Source organism: Alteromonas sp. I10 (assembly GCF_003201515.1).
Lineage (GTDB): Bacteria > Pseudomonadota > Gammaproteobacteria > Enterobacterales > Alteromonadaceae > Alteromonas > Alteromonas macleodii.
This window is the reverse complement of the sequence record NZ_QJJN01000002.1, coordinates 364,727-385,877: the sequence shown is the minus strand read 5'-3', so window position 1 is coordinate 385,877 and position 21,151 is coordinate 364,727. Positions and strand designations below refer to the sequence as shown.

Sequence of the window (21,151 nt, the reverse complement as noted above, 5' to 3'; positions counted from 1 at the left end):
CGTGGGTAGATGCGCAAATAGCGAACGTATTAATTCATCACAATATTACTCAATAGATCGCTGTGCAGCCTTCCTCATCCTCAACCTATACAAAAAGGAACATGAATGTTTAATTCTATCGCGCTTGTTGGTGGTACTCATGGAAATGAAACCAGTGGTATTCAGCTTATTCGAAACTGGCAACAGTTTGGGCTACCTTCGCGATTTAATGAGCTAAATGTTTCGTTAAGCATCGCCAATGAAGCGGCCATTGCGGCAAACGTTCGTTTCGTAGATGAAGACTTAAACCGTCAGTTTACCTTTGAACGTTTATCGAGTAACAATTCTGCGAAAGAAGCTGAGCTTGCTAAGGCTCTTAACCAACAGTTAGGGCCTAAGGGTGATTCGAACACAGATTTTGTGATTGATATTCACAACACCACCAGCGAAATGGGTGCTACGCTTATCATTTTGGAAGCGGATGAATTTCATATTCAGCTGGCGCGATACGTAAAGCAGCAAATGCCAGAAGCCAACATTTTGGTAGAAGACGAAAAGCCCTACCTTGAACATGGTTACCTGTGCACCACTGGTAAGAAAGGTGTAATGATAGAAGTGGGTGGGCAGCCACAGGGCGTGTTAAGAGAAGATGTTTACCTTCTAACACAAACCATGGCTGAAGCAATATTGGATTTTTGTGCCGCGTATAATAAAAGGCAAATCAGTACTGACGCTTTGCCTGCCTGTGAAGCTTTTCGTTTAGGCGATAACGTGTCTTTTCCGTTAGATGCTAATGGAAAACGTACCGCCATGATCCATCATTCACTGCAAGATAACGATTTCAAACCTCTCATACCTGGGGCACCTGTATTTCGGACGTTTGACGGCAAAGATATCGTGTGGGAAAACGAAACTGAAACCTACCCGCACTTTATTAATGAAGCCGCTTATTTCAAACTGGATGTGGCATTTGCCACCGCTGAACGAATAATGCTTTAAGCGTAAGTTATCTTGTTATTTGACTTACCAGCAAAAGAATAACAAAAGCACAGTCAGAAAGGCTATTGGGCCCTGATGGGCCCTTAGCTAAAAGAGTTCTATTTTTGGCTCTCGCGCCTCTTCAAACTCATTTTTCTCTTCTGGTGAAGATTCATTGATGTCAAAGTGGATTTTACGCTGATCTTCCATAACGTATTTTTCAAACATTTCTTTCGTGCTTAAATTAAAAGACTCGTCAAAATGTTCGCGATTATTGATGTAAGACGAGAATTGTCCGAACAAGCTAACAATGGCATCTTGCTCTAACTTCACGTGTTCGGTGCGCTGGCGAATAATATCTTGGAATTGAATCTTGGCTATTGCACCACTCACTTTAGACGCCACTTCCGTCGCGCTTTGTGAAAAACATGCCAGCATTTTGGGATTAAGTTCTTCTAATACCCGATAGTGGCTCGTAATGTTTTCTAACGATTCAGAAAATCCCGTCAATAGTTCACACGTGTCGTTAGCACGCGTTGAATTAAGCATTTTCTCTCCCTGGTGGTGTGCGGCATCAAGAGCGGACTTTATACCTGATTCTATTTTTTCAGCCGCTTCTGAAGACTGGGAAGACAATATACGTACTTGTTCTGCTACTACCGCAAATCCCCTTCCGTATTCTCCAGCTCTAGCTGCCTCGATAGCCGCATTTAACGCTAATAAGTTGGTTTGTGAAGCAATATTTTTAACCAGTTCGGTAAGTTCTTTGAGGTTCTCAACTTCACGCATTACCCCTTGAATCGCTTCTGTATCTGCGATTTGCTGTTCCCGCTGGGTGCTTATCATGGCTTTAATACTCGATAAGCGCTTTGCAGCTAGCTCAAACTCATCGGCGCTTTTTTCTTTGCAGCTAAGCGCGTTCTTCTGCCCTAACTCAACGTTATCTATACTGTCTTGAATGCTACTTTCAATTTCGTACAGCGCCTTCATCAGTTCCATCGATGCATCTTCTGTGATAGCGCTTATGCCGTCCATTTGGCCTTTGAGGATGGCTACATATTCACTGACTTGAGCATGTGTTTCGTTGAGTTGCTCAGAGGTTTCTTGTAAGTAACTCTCCTGTTTATTAAGACTGGCTTTGAATACGCTTGTTTGCCTATGCGAATACCATGTAATAAAACTCAAGAAACCCAGTATTGTGGCAACGGTACCTGCTTGCCCATTTAATAGCTGTGGCGATATATTCAACGAAATTGCCATGCTCAATATAGACACACCTACCAAACCGCTCCAAAGTAAAAGTGAGTCCTGAACTTTATTCGTCTTATCCTTAAGCACTTTAAACTTCTCAGCGAGTACCAACTCATAATACTGCTTTGTTTTTTCAAGTACTTTCATAATCTAACCTTATGCAGTTGGCACCAACTGCTTTACTACACCTAATAACTGCTCTGGCTCAACAGGCTTAACAAGCCAACCTGTCGCGCCCGCCGCTTTCGCTTCTTCGCGACGACTCTGTTGTGATTCAGTGGTTAACATCAACATAGGGGTGAACCTGAACTTAGACTGCTGTTTCAACGTTTTAATAAGCTCTATGCCGTTCATACCTGGCATGTTTAAGTCTGTGATAATTAGTTTAGGACTGATTGATTCAAGGGCTGTCATAGCCGCTTCCGCACTCTCTGATTTTGTGACCGTATAGCCCGCTCGTTTTAATAACATTTCCATGCTCATTAACATGGTGGCCGAGTCATCTACTAAGTGTATTGCGCTCATTGCATTACCTCTCGTGTTAGCCAATTAATTGTTTACATAATTCAGTATAGTCATGTGCGCCACGACTGTTAGGAGCATAGGCAAATACAGGCTTATTCTCTGCAAATGCCTCGGCGAGTTTGATGCTCTTTCTAATGGGATTAAGCACTTTGCTTCGTCCATAGCGCCCGTACCAGTTACTTAACTCCTGTCTGTGCAATTTTAGATTTTGTTCTACCATGACGGGTAAAATAGTGAGTTTGGTTGCTCTAAACTTTCGCTCTGCCATTGCATTTCTGCAGGCATTGAGCAGTTTCTGAACACCGTCACTTGCCAGTGGAAGGGGTGTTGCTGGAATAATAATGTCGGTCGCTGCCGATAGCGCAGCCATAAGCTGCGGGCTCAATGTTGGCGGTGTATCAATAAGAACAATATCGAAATGTTTCGTTACCGCTTCCGAGTCGCACCAGTTACGCAATACATCTAGCGTGATTTCTTCATTTGTATTCGCATTACAAGTATCAACATCGGTGGCATATATGTTGTCAGCGCACTTCACAATAGAGGTAAAGAAGGTGTTGAGAGGCAGTTCAGTTATATCGCTTTGTTGAACGCACCCTAGTGCTTTTAAGCCATGCATAACATGGCCTTGATTATCAAGATCCAACACAATGACCCGTTTATTCGCTTGTGCGAAGCCATAAGCAAGATTTACCACCGTAGTGGTTTTCGCCGTACCGCCTTTGCGATTAGCTACCGTGATCACTCTCATTCGAACCACACTTTACTCTGCTTGTTTTGGATCATTTCAGTCAGCCAATATAGTGCATCAGCTTCAGGCCACACGCTCACTTTTGGCTTTTTCGCTAGCAATACCTGATACACAGCGGTATGTGCGCTACCTAAGGCTTTTAAATTAACTTGTCGGGAAGTCTCTTCATTCAACCAAGCAAAGAGCGCTTCAGCTTCTTCTATTTCACAGTGCCCGGTCATGACCGCGACTTTCTTTTTGTAGGTTATAGGCATTTTGCTAATACCTCTTGAACGTTGATAATCAATAACACACGCCCGTCGCCAAGCAGCGCCGTTCCCGAAAAGTGAGCGTACCCGGCCAACACGCCTTCAAGCGGTTTTTGAATGACGTCAATCCCTTCGTGAAACTTATCAATGATTAATCCAAACTCTCCCTGAGGCGTTGATACCACAAGAATTGAATGCTCTTCCCTTTCTTCGGCTGCTTCGAACCCTAACGCTTCACGCAAGTCACAAAGAGGTATGAGCTTTTCGCGGATAACCAGTACGTGTTCGTTGCGAATACGCTGGATATCGGCAGTGGGCACTTTGACAGTCTCAACGACGGCATCCATTCCAACGCCAAACATTTGATCATTCACTTCGAACATCATTACTCGGTTCACTGACATGGTTTGGGGCAGCAAGAGTTTGAAAGTACTTCCTACTCCCACTTCGCTTTGCATTTCGATTGTGCCGCCGGCCTGACTAACCATCGTTTTTACCGCATCCATTCCAACGCCGCGCCCAGATAAATCTGACACTTGCTCAGACGTTGAAAAACCAGCGGCAAAGATTAATTGTAGCGCTTCATTATCATCCAAGTTTTCAAGCTGCGTTTCGCTGATAACCCCTTTTTGAAATGCCAAAAGTTTTATTTTTTGAGGGTCAATGCCTTTACCATCATCGCGAATCTCTATGATTACGCTATCATCAAGCGGCGTTGCGATGAGGTCGATGCGACCTACTTCAGGTTTTCCTGCTGCAAGTCGCTCTGCAGGAGACTCTATGCCGTGATCTATGCTATTTCTTAGCAAGTGAATAAGCGGTTCAGATAAGGACTCAATTAAATTTTTGTCAAACTCGGTATCTTCTCCCTGCATACACAACTCGATTTTTTTATCGAGCTTTCTGGCTAAATCCCGCACTAAGCGAGGGTAGCGTTGAAATACGTGGGAAACAGGCACCATACGAATCTGAAGCACTGCACTTTGGAGCGATTCTGTTAATCGGTTAACAATGGAAAAATGGGCTTTGATTTGCTTACTGAGCTTTCTACTGCCTCCCTCTTCTTCTGCCTGCTTTGCAAGATAAGGCAGAGAATTTTTGGCAACGGTTAGCTCGCCAACAATGTCCATTAAGTAATCTATTTTTGACTGGTCGACCTTGAGCATTTTCACCGCTTGGCGTTCAGCTTTTACAGGAGCAGCTGTGTCTTCTGTCGTTTCTTGTGCGTTAGCTGACTGTGTATTAGCTGGCTGTGTAGCCTCAGCTGTCGCGTCATTCGACGTTTGTTGTACTTGCTCGTCATGTGCTTGCGCTTGAATTGTTTCCTCATCTAACGCATTACTAATGGCAACCGCCAGCGCGTCCTCATTTTCAAACTCAGCGCCCAGAATATTACCCACCAGCCCTGCGATAGAAGGAAACATGAACTCAGATTTATAGTTATCCGAATTTAGTAGTGTGAGCTGTTGTGTTAGCATCGCTCGTTCATGCAACGCTAAGGTTTTTGGCTTAGACGCATCTCTCTTCGAGTCTCCTGCTTCGTTTGCCGAACTATTACCGACTTCAGGAGACGTATTCGTATTAGTGTCTTTACTTGAACATCCATCCTCTCGAATCTCGTTATTAAGAAAACTCAAATCGTCGATTGAAGATAGCAGGCTCAGCACAGCCCTATTAGCGCTATCATCTTCGCTGTCGTCAAAGTTCAGTGAGGCAAGCAGTAGTCCAGCGCTAGCATGCACTTGGTCTATGTCTGTGTCATTCAGGGCACTGTTTAAGGTTTCGTCGTCGATAGTCTCGACGCACTTTCGAATTTTACCGGTGCATGCAGCTTTTAAGGCTTGAGTGGAAAAACTAACGCAAGAGTACTGCCCCTCGTAATACGCCATATGCTGTTTAATTTCAGCTTCGCTGGCAACGCCAAGCGCTTTGATTGAAGTAAAACAGTTATAGATATCTGCATCTTCGCCTAATTCGGGCATTTCAATATTAAACGCCTTTATTCCAGGTAAGGCTACGGTGACATTTATTGGGTCTTCTCCGCGAAAGAAGCAGCCTTCGTCGGGCGTGTAGTGAATGAAATAGCAGTCTGAGCCAGTCGCTTTACAAAGTAGATCTAAGTCAGCGTTTCTACCAAAACTGGCAATCAGTGCTATGTGCTCTTCGCTTAGCGTTTTCGGGTCAGCTATTGGGCTTTCGTTGTTAACGGTGGCGCTGCTTTCATCGATGTCACTCGATGCTGTCGGGTCGATAAAGTGTCTTAATTGAGCACTAAGCTGTGTCGATATTGGTTTCCATTGCTCTACATTCTGAGAACCTACTTCGAGCTCGTCGAACCATATTGAAATTTGGTCTAAGGCTTCAAGCAACAATTCGCCTATATCATCGCTGTAGGTAACCTCGTTAGACCTTACACTATCAAGCAAATCCTCTGCTGCGTGAGCCAAGCGAGTTAAAGGTTTAATATCGAATAAATCAGAAGAACCTTTAATGGTGTGCAGGTCGCGAAAAATTTTGTCCACACGCTCAGAAGCTGGGCCCGACGACTGAATTTCTAAAAGCTCTTGGCTCGCCGACTCTAAATTCTCGCGGGACTCGCCAATAAACACATCAAGTAATTCACTCATTGGCTTCCCCCCCCAATCACTGCACTTACTACTGACTTCAACGTGTCTGCATCCACAGGCTTCGTCATGTAATAGTTTGCCCCACATTGATAGGCTCGTTCGGCATCTTGATTAGCCGACTCGGTGCTTATCATGATAATGGGGACCGCACGTAGTGCCTCATTGAGCCGTATTTCCTTACATAGCCTATAACCGTCCATCTTTGGCATGTTCACATCAACAAGAAACAAGTCCACATTTGTACCTATAGCTTTCTCAAGCGCTTCTACACCATTCTCCGCCTCTTCGATAATTCTGTCTGGCGAAGTCACCAGCATTTTGTGGAACATTCTTACCGTAGAGGCATCATCAACAATCATTACTGTTTTCATGTTATGCCCCTCCTGTAAGTGGCTTCTGGTAAGCAATCACATCACCGAATTTGCGTACTTTAAACATAGACGAAATACGGCTCATAGATTCGCTGTGCCCTAAAAAAATGTATCCACCTGGTTTCATCGCATCAAAGAGTACCTGCGCCGCCTTCTTACGCGATTCATCATCAAAATAAATGAGCAAGTTTCGGCAAAAAATGAGGTCAAAATGCCTAAACTGCTTCATATTATTTGCGGATAAAATATTCGCGAGCGTAAAGGATACGGACTCACGTATGTCATCACTAAGCTGGAATTGCCCATTGATTTCTTTGAAATACTTCTTCACCAACGGGAGCGGAATGTTCTGAACAGAGCGCTTGGAATAAAGCCCTTTTTTTGCTGATGCCAGCACGTTGCTGTCAATATCAGAAGAGATGAGCTCTACATCTCTGTGCGCCAACCCTTTCCAATACTCGATAAGATATATCGCTATTGAGTAAGGCTCTTCGCCCGTACTCGAGGGTACTGACCAAATGCGCAAATCTTCTCCGGCAGGACGATAACCGTCTAACTCATCCATTATTTCTCTTGTCATCGCTTCAAATTGATATTCTTCGCGAAAGAAATACGTTTCATTGACAGTCATTGAATTCACGAGGTTTTGAAATTCTTCACCTGACGCTTGGAATCGCATGTAAGTGAAGTAACCTTTAAAGCTCGTATGACCTGTAGCCTTCATGCGTTCATGGAGACGTTTGTCTACAAAATAGCGCTTCGAGTCTTCGAAGTGGATCCCGGTTTTTCGGTAAAACATAGAGCGAAACCGTTCGAAATCGGCAGCACCTATTTTGTCTAGTGCTACACTATTCATCGGCGTTTCTCACTTGATTACGAATTAGTGAAATAACAAACTGAATGTAGTTATGATTCGGAAATCGGCTTTCAACAGTTTGCAAAATATCCAAAGTAGACACATCAGCAATTTCAGCCAGTTTGTCCAGTGCAGTACCCACAACGTTTTCATTGTCGTCATTTAGAGCGAATTGGTGCAGCCAGTTCACTGCATCTATGTGAGCAACCGCACCTATAATGTCTACGCAGAAAATACGGGTGTCAGGGTCCTCGTCGTGCATGAGTAAATTGACATTCGCAGCAAAAATATCAGGGTTTTGCTGCATAAGCTCAATAGCCCCATTTCGCAATTGCACGTGTTCGCTTTTAAGCATGGTAATAACCTGCGAGGCATGACTTTGAGTCATATCATGCTCGAGCGCGCTAAATAAGGCCTCGATCACTGTTGGGTCATCTTCTTGTGGCAATCGATATATAAAGGCGTCGTGCGCATCCTTTTGGCCACTCAAATCTCTTACTGCCCAACGGCGCACATCACTGTCGCTCGAGTTTAGGTCGCTAATGAGTTGCTCTTTCGTTCGAGGGTGTTCGCGCTTTTCCTCAAAGTCATCGGAAACATCGGCAATAGGTTCTACTTTCTTCTTGAGACCCATAATTACTTCTCCTCTTAACGACAAAGCGCATTCAATTTAGATGCGACTTTGGGACTATCTAGTACGAAGCTAGCGCAACCCGCTTCAATAAGCTCTTTTGGCATACCAAAGACAACTGAGGTCGCCTCACTCTCTGCGATCGTTGTCGCACCTTCTTTAAACGCTTTGCTCATAGCAGCAACACCATCACACCCCATTCCGGTCAGCTGTACGCACAGCATAGAAAGTGGCTTGTAGCAGTTAAGTGCGCTGTCTACCATACGATCCACACTTGGATGCCACAGAAAACTTGGGCTTGATGGCACAGGGCGCGCTGATACTTCACCGCCGATTTTTGAGAAGGCAAGATCAGCATCCCCTTTTGCAAGATAAACATTGCCAGCCTTTATGGGCATCTTCGCATTCACCTCAACCACGTTGAGCGGACTGATTCCGTCCAAGCGCTTAGCCAGCGCACTGGTGAAAGAGGCTGGCATGTGCTGTGAAATAACGATAGGAACCGGAAATGCGGGGCTTAAGTTAGCTACCAGGTGTTCAAGCTTTTTGGGACCACCAGTGGAAACGCCTACCAGCACGACTTCAAAGGGTACGCTCGTTTTGTGGCGAACAACTTTTTGAGTCACGACTGGGGGCGGTTTAATTGTAGGGCGCTGTGGTTTGCCAGTTTTGGCTAGGGCGTGAATTTTGTTTATTAAAGGCGCCTCTAAATCTGAAATATCCCGCGAAACAGTGCCCCCCGTTTTTAACACAAAGTCACTTGCGCCCAGCGCGAGTGCCTCTAGGGTAATGGTGGCCCCCTTTTGCGTGAGCGAAGACACCATGATAATAGGACAAGAATAAAGTTTCTTGAGCATCGCCAGACACGTCATGCCATCCATTACCGGCATATTAATGTCCAGTGTTATACAGTCTGGCTCGAACTCTACAGCTTTAGTTAGCGCTTCTTCGCCGTTACGTGCTACTTGAACAATAAAACCCTCTTTCTCGAAGAGTTGCGTGAACAGCTTTCGCATTAACGCGGAATCGTCGACGATAAGTACTTTTACTGTCATAAATAACCTCAAATACTAGCTAGCATTGCTCTTGAGCTCTAGATACCGCATTGTCATCGAGCAAAACTTTGGGCTCGATAATTTGAATAATGCGTTTTTCATCATTCAGCTTAATCAGGCGGTTTAAGAACTCAGATTGCATCTCAGAAAGAGAAGGCGCTTCTTCAATAGTCTGTCTAACGACGGTCTTCACTTCGGCAACACCATCAACGATGAACCCGGTACGCTGTTTATCTTTAGTAAGAACAACGATGCGCTGACGTTCTGACGTTTCGCTACACGGCATACCTAAGCGGCTGCGCAAGTCGATAACCGGCAACACCGTACCGCGAAGGTTAACAATGCCTTTCAGGTAATCTGGCGTACTCGGCACACTTTCAAGCTTTTCAGGTACTCGCGTAATCTCTTGCGTATCGTCAATGCTTACACCGTATTCTTGCCCATTAATCCAAAAGATGACGTATTGCTCGCAGTCATCTTCATCAATTGCTAAATCGTTGCCATCATTCATTTGAGACTCCTGCTGAATATCGGCATCAAGACTGGTTAAAGCGCTCATCAGCGCACGGCTGTAGATGTTAGAAAGGTTGATAATAGACACCAGACGTTTGCCGCCATCGCTGCGGTAGACCGCTTCAAGCAGCCCCGATTCCGCGCCGTCATTACATACCGAAGGAACAGATTCCAGTTCAGCTTCAGAAATAGACACCACATTACTGACTTTGGCTACCACAAAGCCAACGCTACCAAACTCGCTGTTTTGCGTTACTACAATGCGCGATGCTTCGTTAATTTCAGTGCGCATCATGCCAATGGAGTTCGACAAGTCGACAATGGGAATGATGCGGCCGCGCAGATTGACCAGCCCCAAAACAGAAGGTGCACTATCCGGAAGTTGCGATATCTCTGCGGGAACACGTACAATTTCTTCTACATCTTGAAGGTGAAATGCGAACTCTTGTTCCTCTAGCGAGAAGCACACTAACTGCTGTAAATTCTCGTCCTCTTGAGAGTCTTCAGGCGCATCGTTATCAATATGCTGCATTCCCGACAGCTGCATAGTATTGCCATCTTGCTTGATGACTGCCTGTGCTTTTGCAAGCGCAGAAACATCAAGGATTTGCTCTACAGGCTGGTCGCTTTGTTTAATGATGCCCTGCATATAGTCGTAGGCGATAGAATCCGTCATTGAGGTTTTATCGATAACAGCATCGCTGCTAACACTGTAGACGCGCAGTACTCTGTCTACCAGAAATCCTACGCTACCAAGCTCAGACTCCACTACAACTACGCGGGTCACGTCACTCTCTTGTGACTTCGCTCCAAGTAAGATTGTGCTTAAGTCATACACGGGCAACACGTTCCCACGTAAGTTTGCTAAGCCAATCATTTGTGCGGGACCAAGGGGGACAGACACCATAGTCGGTACGCGAATGATTTCGCCCACCGCAAGCATAGGAAAAGTGAAACGCTCCTCGTTGACCATGAAGGACACGAACTGTTGTTCACCACCTGACATTGGCTCAGTTTCGTTTGCGGTCTCGTTATTCGTATTTTCGTTACTCATAAGGCAAGCTCCTCTATTAGACACAAGCGCTTTGGATTAGCCGTTTTGCATTTCGTCAGCCACTGAAGCAATTTCTTCAATGGACTTGGCCAACACTTCCATGCCTTTACTTTGCTGGTCTGCTGCGTTAAGTGCCTGCTGACAGTTACTGCTCGCTTGCTCATTTGCCGTCGCAATTTGCTCTAGTCCCCGCTGGGCCTGTGTAACACCCGCGGCAATTTCTTCACCCCGCTCTTTCATTGCCTGGTTATATTGCACAACTTCGTCGATATCAGTCGCAATTTGCTCGACATCTTGCGTAGTTTGCTTCGCTTTCATGACCTCTCTAGATGCACTTTCAGCAACATTAGTTAAGTCTGTTTTTACGCTCATTGTCTGGTCTTGAATGGCTTTGATGAGGTCTTTTATCTGCTCTACATTTTCAGCAGCTTCATCTGCTAGGCTTTGAATATCTGCAGACACGACCGCAAAACCTTTGCCATACTCACCTGCTCGCGCCGCTTCTACTGCGCCGTTTACTGCCAACATGCTGGTTTTCACTGATACCGTGGTAATAGTGTCGATAACCTTGTCTATTTGGCGCGTCATGACTTCCATCTCACTGATAGCACTCACATTTTCTTTGCTAGTTTCAAGGGCCAGATTTATGCCGCTAACCATTCCCTCAATCAGCGCACGGTTTTCTTTAAGTAATCCAGTAATAGCATTGCCTTTCTCTAACGCTACATCACACTGCGCAGAGGCTTTATCAACACCTTCTCTTAACAGGTCGATATTTCCGACGGCTTGGTCGACAGAGCTTGCTGCCTGCTGCGAACCGTTATTCACTTGAGTCAACGCCGTCATTATTTCACTTGATGAGCGATTGATTTCTTCGAGGGTTGCTGACAACTCTTCTGCAGAAGACGCCACTTCTTCTGCACTCTTGTTAATGTCTGTACTGTTTTTCAGCTCTTCAGTAATTATTTCTAATGACTGCGCAGCCTGTTCAGCTTGAGACAAGGCCACGCTCTGCTCAGAAACATTAGACGACACTTCCTGAGCAGCGGTTGACTGCTCGTCGGCAGCACACGATATTGCTTCTGAACCAGTTTGAATTTCTTTAGCCGCTGCATCCATCGATTTGACTTGTGCCTGTAGTTCACCCGCACCGTCAGCAATGCTCTGCATGTCTGATTTTATGGTGATAAGTTGCTCGGTAACCGCTTGGCCTTTGGTCACCTCCTCAAGCGCCGCTTGCGATGATGATTTAACGGCATCAGAGACACTGTTAGATTGCTGTTGAATACGCTCTATCTGCTTAGCTATATCTGCAGCACTTTTGTCTGACACTTCTGCGAGCGCGCGAACCGTATCGGCGACTACAGCAAATCCCTTTCCGTGCTTACCAGCCCGTCCCGCTTCAATAGCAGCGTTAAGCGCTAGCAAGTTCGTCTGATCGGCAATGCGGGTCACTTGTTTGACAGCTTCGCCGATGTTTGATGCTTGTTGCTCTAACTCGCTCATCATTACTACAGAGCGTGATTGATGCTCAGATGCGGTTTTAACGCTGGTCATCATGGTGCTTAAATCACCGACAACGCGTTCAAGATAGGTTTGAAGCTCGTTGGTTTTGTCCATTGTCGAGCCTGCCAGTTCAAGCTGTGCAACAAGGCCACCTGAAATCTGTGTGATAGCCGCTAAGCTTTCTTGGCTGGCACTGCTCGATTCTTCAGCGCCCGCCGCTATTTCGTTAACTGCAGTGGATAACTGATCGGTTGCGCTTGAGGCCTGATTTATACCACTTGCTAATTCAGTCGTGGCGGAAGCAACGCGCTCTGCGGCTTGCTGCTGCCTCGCGAGTGTTCTTGCTTTGCGGCGCTCCTCTTCCGCTTCTTTACGCATCTTTGCATCAACTCGCACTGCTGGTGCGACTGTTTGTTCGGTAGATTTTTTGAGCGCCATAAGTAACCTCGATATGTGAATGGCTGTAAAAACACTATTCAAATATCGTTGAGAACCGGGCGCATTAATGTATTAAACGAAATACGTTTGTATGAAGAGGGGTACGTTGTTTCCGTAGAAACATAATTCAACGGCAAAATGGCGCAAATGTCATAAATGACACTTTTTTACATATCAATATAAAATCAAAAACTTATATACGTGTGTTCTAGAAAGATGATGCTAGCGACTTTGTCAAAGTACAATAGTCTAATGCGCTTATGAGGATTGAGATTAATTTTTAAAAAAATTACCGAGGAATTAGCAACTTATACTTAGGTATAAGAAAAAAGCGGCTGAACGCCGCTTCACTTTGTACGGTGGATAACGCAGAACTATTGTAAAGCGTTAATTATGGGAACGTTTGCTTCAGGAAAGTCAGAGGCGTTTAGTGACGTTACCTTGACCCACCGCGACTGTTGGCCTTCTTTGCCGTGCGGCTCGCCGGTAAAATCACACACGCGATGAACATCTAGTTTAACTTGCTTGTCGCCGTAATCATGGGTGATCACAATCACAGGCTCGCTGCGGTTCACAATAATCCCAATTTCTTCAGCAAGCTCTCGCTTCAGCGCCTGTAGAACGGTCTCACCGTCTTCTACTTTGCCGCCGGGAAATTCCCATTTTCCGCCCTGATGAACATTGTCAGGGCGAAGAGTAATGAATATTTCATCGCCGCGGGCGATAACGCCCACAGCAACATGTACTACTTTCATTACTTAAGCTTGCCGTGACACTGCTTATACTTTTTACCAGAGCCACAAGGACATGGGTCATTACGGCCCACTTTCGCACCTTCGCGAACTTGCGTACGTACTTTGTCACTTGCCTCTTCTGGCGTTGCGTTCGCTTCTTCGTGCTCGAAGTTCTTTGGCACATCGTCAGCTTGACGACGTTGTTCTTCTACTTTTTGCACGTCTTCTTCAGCTTGTACTTTTACACGCGCAAGAATAGTGATCACTTCAACTTTAAGCGCTTCTAACATTTGTGAGAACAAAGCAAACGACTCACGCTTGTATTCTTGCTTAGGATTTTTCTGCGCATAGCCGCGTAAATGAATACCTTGGCGCAGGTGATCCATTGCCGCCAAATGCTCTTTCCAATGGCTGTCTAGGTTTTGAAGCATTACCGCTTTTTCAAACTGGCGCAGTACCTGCTCGCCCACTACCGCTTCTTTCTGCTTATAAGCATCAACGACTTCGCCAAGAATGCGCTCGCGAAGCTTCTCTTCGTAAAGTTTGTCGTCATTTTCAAGCCAGGTCTTGATTGGCAAGTCTACGGCGAAATCGGCACGCATGCGCTCTTCAAGTCCGCTTACATCCCACATTTCTTCAAGAGACTGTGGCGGAATGTACTCATCGACAACACTTGAAATAACGTCTTCACGAATAGCCGCGATAGTCTCGCTAATATCGCCTTCATCAAGAAGCTCATTGCGCTGCTCGTAGATGACTTTACGCTGGTCGTTGGCCACATCATCGTATTCAAGCAACTGCTTACGAATGTCGAAGTTACGACCTTCTACTTTGCGCTGTGCATTCTCGATGGCGCGAGTTACCCACGGATGCTCAATGGCTTCACCACGCTCCATACCTAAACGCTTCATCATGTTGCCCATTTTTTCAGAGGCAAAGATACGCATAAGTGCGTCGTCTAATGAAAGGTAAAAACGGCTTGAACCCGGGTCACCCTGACGGCCCGAACGACCGCGAAGCTGGTTATCAATACGGCGAGACTCGTGACGCTCTGTACCAATAATGTGTAAACCACCTGAGGCAAGCACAGCGTCATGGCTTTCTTTCCATTCAGCTTTGATCTTCTCGATTTGCGCTTCAGTTGGATTTTCAATCTTCTCTACTTCTGCCTGCCAGTTACCACCTAACACGATATCGGTACCACGACCTGCCATGTTAGTCGCAATCGTAACCGCGCCTGGCTTACCAGCCTGAGCGACGATATCTGCTTCGTGTTCGTGGAACTTAGCGTTAAGCACTTTATGAGGAATTTTCGACTTCTTAAGAATGCGAGAAATGAGTTCTGAATTCTCGATAGACACAGTACCCACAAGCGTAGGTTGACCGCGTTTAACGCACTCTTTAATGTCTTCAACAATGGCTTCGTATTTTTCTTCTGCCGTTAGGTAGATGAGGTCAGCCATATCTTTACGCTGCATAGGACGGTTTGTCGGAATAACTACCGTTTCTAAGCCGTAAATATGGTTAAATTCGAAGGCTTCTGTATCTGCTGTACCTGTCATACCCGCAAGCTTGTTATACAAGCGGAAGTAATTCTGGAAGGTAATTGACGCAAGGGTTTGGTTTTCGTTTTGAATACGAACCCCTTCTTTCGCTTCTACAGCTTGGTGCAGACCTTCAGACCAGCGACGGCCTTCCATCGTACGACCCGTATGCTCGTCAACAATAACGATTTGGTCTTCTTTAACGATGTAGTCTACGTCTTTAGCAAACAACTTGTGTGCACGAAGCGCAGCGTTAATATGATGAAGCAGGGAAATATTACCTGCAGCAAACAGCGACTCGCCTTCAGGCAGCATGCCCTCTTGTTGAAGAATTTCCTCAACGTGAATTTGACCGCGCTCGGTAAGATGAATTTGTTTTGCCTTAAGGTCAATCGTGTAGTCACCATCGCCCTCTTGGCCTTCTTCATCCTCTTTTTCTTGCTGAACAAGTTTAGGAATAATGGTGTTGATGCGGCGATACAGCTCTGAGCTATCTTCGGCCTGACCAGAAATAATAAGTGGTGTACGGGCTTCGTCGATAAGAATTGAGTCAACCTCATCCACTACCGCATAGTTAAGCGGGCGCTGTACGCGGTCTTGTGGGCTAAATGCCATATTGTCACGAAGGTAGTCAAAACCAAATTCGTTGTTCGTACCATAGGTTACGTCAGCTTGATAAGCTTCACGCTTTTGCTGCGGCGACATACCAGGCACGTTACAGCCCACACGCATACCTAGGTAAGTAAATAACTGGTTACTCCACTCAGCATCACGACGAGCAAGGTAATCATTCACAGTAACAACGTGAACCCCTTTGCCAGACAAAGCATTAAGGTAAGTTGGCAAGGTAGCAGTTAGCGTCTTACCTTCACCCGTGCGCATTTCTGAAATTTTACCTTGGTGAAGTACTTGACCACCTAGCATCTGAACGTCGAAGTGACGCATGCCGTATACGCGTTTACTTGCTTCACGCACAGTAGCGAAGGCTTCTACAAGAATATCGTCAAGGGTTTCACCCTTTTCAATACGCGCTTTAAATTCGTCTGTCTTAGCCTTTAGCGCCTCATCGGAAAGCTTTTCAAATTCTGCTTCCAGTGCATTGATGGCATCTACGTTTTTGCGTAATTTTTTTAATAGTCGGTCGTTTCTACTACCGAATACTTTTCGAAGGATGCTTGAAAACATTAGCTTTATTATTCCACTACTTGTCGAGGCGCCGCACAATGTGCACAGCTAAATTAAACGTATAAAACACAACGGTAACCACGTTGTGCTTTGCGATGTTCTAAAATTATGCTTCTTCGTTTTAGATGACTTTTAATTAATAAAGGCACCGTCTACGAGAATTACCTGGCTGCTACCTATGCTACTTTTTGTAGACAAAAGGCAGAGGATCGACTTGTTTTCCGTTTCTTATTACTTCGTAGTGAACATGAACGCCAGTTGAGCGCCCCGTATTGCCCATTTTAGCGATAGGTTCCCCTTTGGTTACCACGTCGCCTATTGAGACAGTAAGGGTGTCGTTATGCCCATAGCGGGTAACAAAACCATCACCGTGATCAATTTCTACAAGTTGGCCATAGCCGTAGCGATCACCAGCCCAGGTCACAATACCTGCGGCAGTTGCCACTACGTTTTCCCCTGCCTTACCAGCGAAATCTAGCCCTTTGTGCATAGTTGGTTCGCCGGTAAACGGGTCGGCCCGCATACCATAATAAGAAGACAACCACCCTGACTCTATCGGACGACCAGATAATTGGCTCTGTTCGTGGATATGGTGACCCCTGACCAAACTTTCAAGCATAGACAACTGTTGAGACTTCAAATCGAGTGATTGCTCTAGTTTGGCTATTTCGTGAAGGATGGGATCGTCTTGAAGGTTATCCGGTATCGATACCGGTACGAAAGCGTCCAGGTCAGCCGCTGACATACCTAATTCTGTTGCGATTTGCTTACCTTTCTCGTCCAGCAATGTAGCCTGCGCAGATAACTCTGCGACGTGAGAAAGCAAAGCTTGTAATTTGACCGTTGTTTGCTGTTTTAACGCTTCAACGTCTTTTTGTCGTTCGTTGACTTCAGTCTGTGCCAAACGAACTCGTGCAATATCTTCTGATACCGATTCTGTTGAACGGCTCGACACTAGCATAAAAATAGACGAGAGCACGGTTGCGCTCACAAGCGTACGGACACTAATACTGTGCCTATAGCGTTTATTTTTACCAGCGAGTGTAATTGTTAGTTTCATACCACGAAGAAAATTGCTGTTTCACGCCACTCCTTTCATACCACTTCATACCACGATGAATGTGTTTTTAGCCAAAGGCGACAACCTTCGACCTATCGTTTTTATGTCACATGGGTGAAATTTATATTAATTATTCGGCTACTGTATCATTTATTTCAGTAATTGCCATACGAAAAAAAGCCGCCCGTAAGGCGGCTTTTTAAAATTCTTACGCTAATGCGGGCTGAGCATAACGAATTGGTGCTGTTTCCTGCGAGTCATAGGTTACGAACTCCCAACACTCTTTTTGCGCAAGTACTGCATTTAATAGCTTGTTATTCAGACCATGGCCTGTTTTGTACGCACGCAATTCACCAATTAGACTATGGCCGCCAAGGTATAAGTCACCGATAGCATCCAAAATCTTATGCTTTAAGAACTCATCGTCGTAGCGCAACCCTTCAGGGTTGAGTACGCGGAATTCGTCCAACGCTACTGCGTTTTCCATGCTGCCACCCAACGCTAGGTTGTTAGCATTCATGTACTCTAAGTCGCGCATAAAACCAAAAGTTCGTGCACGGCTAACTTCGCTTACATATGAGCATGAATCAAAATCCATCACCATATGCTGACGAGTTTGACTGATCACAGGATGATCAAAGTCAATTTGGAAATCAACGCGGAAACCGTCATAAGGCACTAATTCGGCCCACTTATCGCCATCTTCTACACGAACTGGCTTTTTAATACGAATAAATTGCTTAGGCGCGTTTAGCTCTTCGATACCGGCAGATTGAAGCAAGAATACGAACGGGCTAGCACTTCCGTCCATAATTGGCAGCTCGTTACTGTCTACTTCAACAATAATATTGTCGATACCTAAACCTGCAAGCGCAGACGCTAAGTGCTCTACCGTTTGGATAGTCACACCGTCTTCGTTATTTAGGCACGTACACAGCATGGTATTACCTACCGCGTTCGCACGCGAGGGTATGTCAACATGTGGTTCAAGGTCAACACGCCTAAACACGATACCCGTGTTTGCTGGCGCAGGTCGGAGAGTCATTGTGACCTTTTCCCCTTTATGAAGCCCAATTCCGGTCTCTTGTACCGATTGCTTGATTGTACGTTGTCTAATCATCTGCTTAAGCTTTTACCTATTAAAAAAAGCGGGCGCGAATTATAGTGAGTTATTACTCACATGTCAAAAAACACCCGTTCTGACGGATTTAACTCTGTCAGAATACGTATTTAATCAACCTATCCACGCGAAATTTTTCACGTTGTGTAAATACACCTTACTAGGTGAGACATCACAAACGCGAAATAATTCCCTTCCGTTTCAGGCAGCTAAATTAGTCTGCCTGCTTACGAAGAAATGCAGGAATATCTAAATATTCCAAATCATTTTCTGGCTGTGCACTGTCGTCGGCCTTCAGCGCCTGATTGCCCTCTGTACCGCCTACTGCAGAACGTGGTTCACTTGATTGCGTGTTACCGTATTCTTTTGCAGGCTGTGTTAGACGAGAGCCTTCAGAGCTTACTAGCGAAATGTCAGGCTTGCGCTCTGCGCCAATACCGGTTGCAACAACCGTTACGCGAAGCTCGTCTGTCATTTCCATATCGATCACTGTACCCACAACCACTGTGGCGTTCTCTGAGGCAAACGCTTTAACGGCGTTACCAACAGTCTCAAACTCGTCGATGGCGAAATCTGGACCCGCAGTGATATTCACAAGAATACCGCGCGCGCCTGACAAATCGATATCTTCAAGAAGCGGGCTGGCAATCGCGGCTTCAGCAGCTTCTTCAGCACGGTCTGGACCGCTTGCAGCGCCACTACCCATCATCGCTTTACCCATCTCAGACATAACGGTACGTACGTCTGCGAAGTCAACGTTGATTAGACCAGGACGGGTAATCAGTTCAGCAATACCTTGAACTGCACCGCGTAATACGTCATTTGCAGCGCTAAACGCTTGAAGAAGCGGCGTGCCTGGCCCCATTACTTTTAACAACTTTTCATTAGGAATGGTAATTAGCGAGTCAACGTTGTTAGACAACTCAACAATGCCCTGTTCCGCAAACGAGGTGCGTTTTTTACCTTCAAATGGGAATGGCTTAGTAACTACCGCTACCGTAAGGATGCCCATTTCGCGAGCAATCTTTGCCACTTCTGGCGCTGCGCCCGTTCCTGTACCACCGCCCATACCGGCAGTAATGAAAACCATGTCTGCACCGTCTAGCGCCTGACGAATGGTTTCTCTGTCTTCTTGTGCTGCTTCTCGACCAATGTTCGGATCAGCACCCGCACCTAACCCTTTTGTTACACTTGAGCCAATTTGAAGTGTAACGTCTGCACTTGAGCTGCGAAGCACCTGTGCATCGGTGTTAACTGCAATAAATTCTACGCCTTCAATGCTTTGAGACACCATGTGCTCAACGGCATTGCCGCCGCCGCCACCGACACCGATGACTTTGATTACGGCTTCTTCGCCGTGACTATCCATTAATTCGAACATACTTACTCTCCGGTTGTACGTCTTTTAAACACTACGCCAGGTCATTCCCTTAGGCTAATTGCTTCCTGCTAGCCTTGATGCCGTAGCTATAGCGCCCCCAAAATAAAATTAAAATTCACCTTTAAACCAGCTTTGCACTCGATGAAATAAGCTTTCACCGGTCTTCTGCGTACTGGACTTCTTATTGTCAGATTGTACTTTGCCATATTGCAGCAGTCCTACGACTGTCGCAAATCCAGCGTCATCAACATATTCGGACAAGCCTTTTACGTTGATGGGTTTGCCCACGCGCACGGGCATCTGGAAAAGTTCTTCGGCAAATTCCACGGCACCTTCCATCTTAGCGGTACCGCCTGTAAGCACAAGGCCTGCAGCGATTTGCTCTTCCAGACCGCTGGCACGAATTTCATCATGTACCAGCTCAAAAAGCTCTTGATAGCGAGGTTCAATCACCTCAGCTAACGTATGACGAGACATCACTCTAGCTGGGCGTCCGCCCACACTAGGCACTTCAATGCTGTCTTCCATACTCACCATATCCTTCAATGCACAGGCGTAATTCACCTTAATTTCTTCTGCATTGCTAATAGGTGTTCTAAATATTTTAGCGATGTCGCTGGTAATTTGATTACCCGCAACCGGTATTACCGCCGTGTGGCGAATAGCGCCATCGGTGTAGATAACCATATCCATAGTACCACCGCCGATATCAACCACACACACGCCAAGCTCGCGCTCGTCGTCAGTCAGTACCGCATAGCTTGATGCCAACGCTGAAAAGATCAGCTGATCGGCATTAAGTTCACAACGCTCAACACATTTCACCATGTTTTTCGCCATATCGTCGGCACAGGTAATAATGTGAGCATCCGCTTCCATTCTTACTCCCGACATGCCAATAGGGTTCTTAATCCCTTCCTGCACATCAATAGTAAATTCTTGTGGTAACACGTGTAGTAGACGACGTTCCGCTGCAATTGGCACACTGCGCGCTGCATGAATAACGTTATCTACGTCTTCTTGTGTTACTTCCTGATTGTTAATCGGTACCATGCCATTTTCATTTTGGCACTTAACGTGTCGTCCCGAGATAGACATAAAAACTGAAGACACACGGCAATCTGCCATTAGCTCCATCTCGTTTACTGCACGCTGGACCGATTTCACCACCAGGTTCAAATCGTTAACGCCGCCCTTATCCATGCCTTTCGATGCATGGGTGCCCACGCCAACAATACTGATTTGATCATCTTCTAGTAATTCACCCACAACAGCTTTTACTTGGCTGGTGCCGATATCTAGTCCTACAATCAAATTGCGTTCAGCAGGTTTTGACATGGTTTC

General features: G+C 45.8%; 18 protein-coding genes. 1 reads left to right on the top strand and 17 read right to left on the bottom strand.

Annotation, left to right across the window (positions count from 1 at the left end; genetic code table 11):
* Positions 1–105 precede the first annotated feature (105 nt).
* On the top strand, positions 106–978 hold the full coding sequence (locus tag BZA03_RS06075) for an aspartoacylase (protein WP_110288245.1): 873 nt from the start codon (positions 106–108) through the stop codon (positions 976–978).
* Positions 979–1,065: 87 nt separating this feature from the next.
* On the opposite strand, the gene BZA03_RS06070 is transcribed toward BZA03_RS06075, so the two are convergent.
* The 17 genes from BZA03_RS06070 to ftsA all read right to left on the bottom strand — a co-directional run bounded on the left by BZA03_RS06070 (position 1,066) and on the right by ftsA (position 21,145).
* Complete coding sequence (locus tag BZA03_RS06070) at positions 1,066–2,355, bottom strand: methyl-accepting chemotaxis protein (RefSeq protein ID WP_039227980.1); 1,290 nt, start codon at positions 2,353–2,355, stop codon at positions 1,066–1,068.
* 9 nt (positions 2,356–2,364) lie between these two features.
* On the bottom strand, positions 2,365–2,733 hold the full coding sequence (locus BZA03_RS06065; protein WP_014950410.1) for a response regulator: 369 nt from the start codon (positions 2,731–2,733) through the stop codon (positions 2,365–2,367).
* Positions 2,734–2,749: 16 nt separating this feature from the next.
* Positions 2,750–3,484, bottom strand: coding sequence for a ParA family protein (locus BZA03_RS06060; protein WP_101565582.1), 735 nt, complete (start codon positions 3,482–3,484; stop codon positions 2,750–2,752).
* Positions 3,481–3,738 (bottom strand): hypothetical protein, encoded by a 258-nt coding sequence (locus BZA03_RS06055; RefSeq protein WP_110288244.1) that lies wholly within the window; start codon positions 3,736–3,738, stop codon positions 3,481–3,483. The genes BZA03_RS06060 and BZA03_RS06055 overlap by 4 nt, the downstream gene beginning before the upstream one ends.
* Positions 3,729–6,359 (bottom strand): chemotaxis protein CheA, encoded by a 2,631-nt coding sequence (locus BZA03_RS06050; RefSeq protein ID WP_110288243.1) that lies wholly within the window; start codon positions 6,357–6,359, stop codon positions 3,729–3,731. The genes BZA03_RS06055 and BZA03_RS06050 overlap by 10 nt, the downstream gene beginning before the upstream one ends.
* Positions 6,356–6,730, bottom strand: a complete 375-nt coding sequence (locus BZA03_RS06045; RefSeq protein WP_110288242.1) for a response regulator — start codon at positions 6,728–6,730, stop codon at positions 6,356–6,358. Before BZA03_RS06045 ends, BZA03_RS06050 begins: the two co-directional genes overlap by 4 nt.
* 1 nt (position 6,731) lies before the next feature.
* Positions 6,732–7,586 (bottom strand): protein-glutamate O-methyltransferase CheR, encoded by an 855-nt coding sequence (locus BZA03_RS06040; RefSeq protein ID WP_039227968.1) that lies wholly within the window; start codon positions 7,584–7,586, stop codon positions 6,732–6,734.
* The gene (locus tag BZA03_RS06035) at positions 7,579–8,220 is read right to left on the bottom strand and encodes a HEAT repeat domain-containing protein (protein ID WP_014950416.1); all 642 of its coding nucleotides are present in this window, start codon (positions 8,218–8,220) and stop codon (positions 7,579–7,581) included. The genes BZA03_RS06040 and BZA03_RS06035 overlap by 8 nt, the downstream gene beginning before the upstream one ends.
* Before the next feature lie 14 nt (positions 8,221–8,234).
* Positions 8,235–9,272 (bottom strand): chemotaxis protein CheB, encoded by a 1,038-nt coding sequence (gene cheB, locus BZA03_RS06030; protein WP_039232149.1) that lies wholly within the window; start codon positions 9,270–9,272, stop codon positions 8,235–8,237.
* Positions 9,273–9,291: 19 nt separating this feature from the next.
* A complete protein-coding gene (locus tag BZA03_RS06025; RefSeq protein WP_110288241.1) occupies positions 9,292–10,839 on the bottom strand; it encodes a chemotaxis protein CheW in 1,548 nt (515 codons plus the stop codon).
* Positions 10,840–10,875: 36 nt separating this feature from the next.
* Positions 10,876–12,783 carry a methyl-accepting chemotaxis protein gene (locus BZA03_RS06020; protein WP_039227964.1) on the bottom strand — a complete coding sequence of 636 codons (1,908 nt, stop codon included), beginning with the start codon at positions 12,781–12,783 and terminating at the stop codon, positions 10,876–10,878.
* A gap of 374 nt (positions 12,784–13,157) precedes the next feature.
* Positions 13,158–13,538: an 8-oxo-dGTP diphosphatase MutT gene (mutT, locus tag BZA03_RS06015; RefSeq protein ID WP_069944760.1), complete on the bottom strand. Its 381-nt coding sequence runs from the start codon at positions 13,536–13,538 to the stop codon at positions 13,158–13,160.
* Positions 13,538–16,246, bottom strand: coding sequence for a preprotein translocase subunit SecA (secA, locus tag BZA03_RS06010; protein ID WP_014980040.1), 2,709 nt, complete (start codon positions 16,244–16,246; stop codon positions 13,538–13,540). Before secA ends, mutT begins: the two co-directional genes overlap by 1 nt.
* A gap of 181 nt (positions 16,247–16,427) precedes the next feature.
* Positions 16,428–17,306, bottom strand: coding sequence for a M23 family metallopeptidase (locus BZA03_RS06005; RefSeq protein WP_014950422.1), 879 nt, complete (start codon positions 17,304–17,306; stop codon positions 16,428–16,430).
* 208 nt (positions 17,307–17,514) lie between these two features.
* The gene (gene lpxC, locus BZA03_RS06000) at positions 17,515–18,426 is read right to left on the bottom strand and encodes a UDP-3-O-acyl-N-acetylglucosamine deacetylase (RefSeq protein WP_014980041.1); all 912 of its coding nucleotides are present in this window, start codon (positions 18,424–18,426) and stop codon (positions 17,515–17,517) included.
* A 214-nt stretch (positions 18,427–18,640) separates the two neighbouring features.
* Positions 18,641–19,807, bottom strand: coding sequence for a cell division protein FtsZ (gene ftsZ, locus BZA03_RS05995; RefSeq protein ID WP_014980042.1), 1,167 nt, complete (start codon positions 19,805–19,807; stop codon positions 18,641–18,643).
* Positions 19,808–19,915: 108 nt separating this feature from the next.
* Positions 19,916–21,145 (bottom strand): cell division protein FtsA, encoded by a 1,230-nt coding sequence (gene ftsA / locus BZA03_RS05990; protein WP_014980043.1) that lies wholly within the window; start codon positions 21,143–21,145, stop codon positions 19,916–19,918.
* Positions 21,146–21,151: the final 6 nt, after the last annotated feature.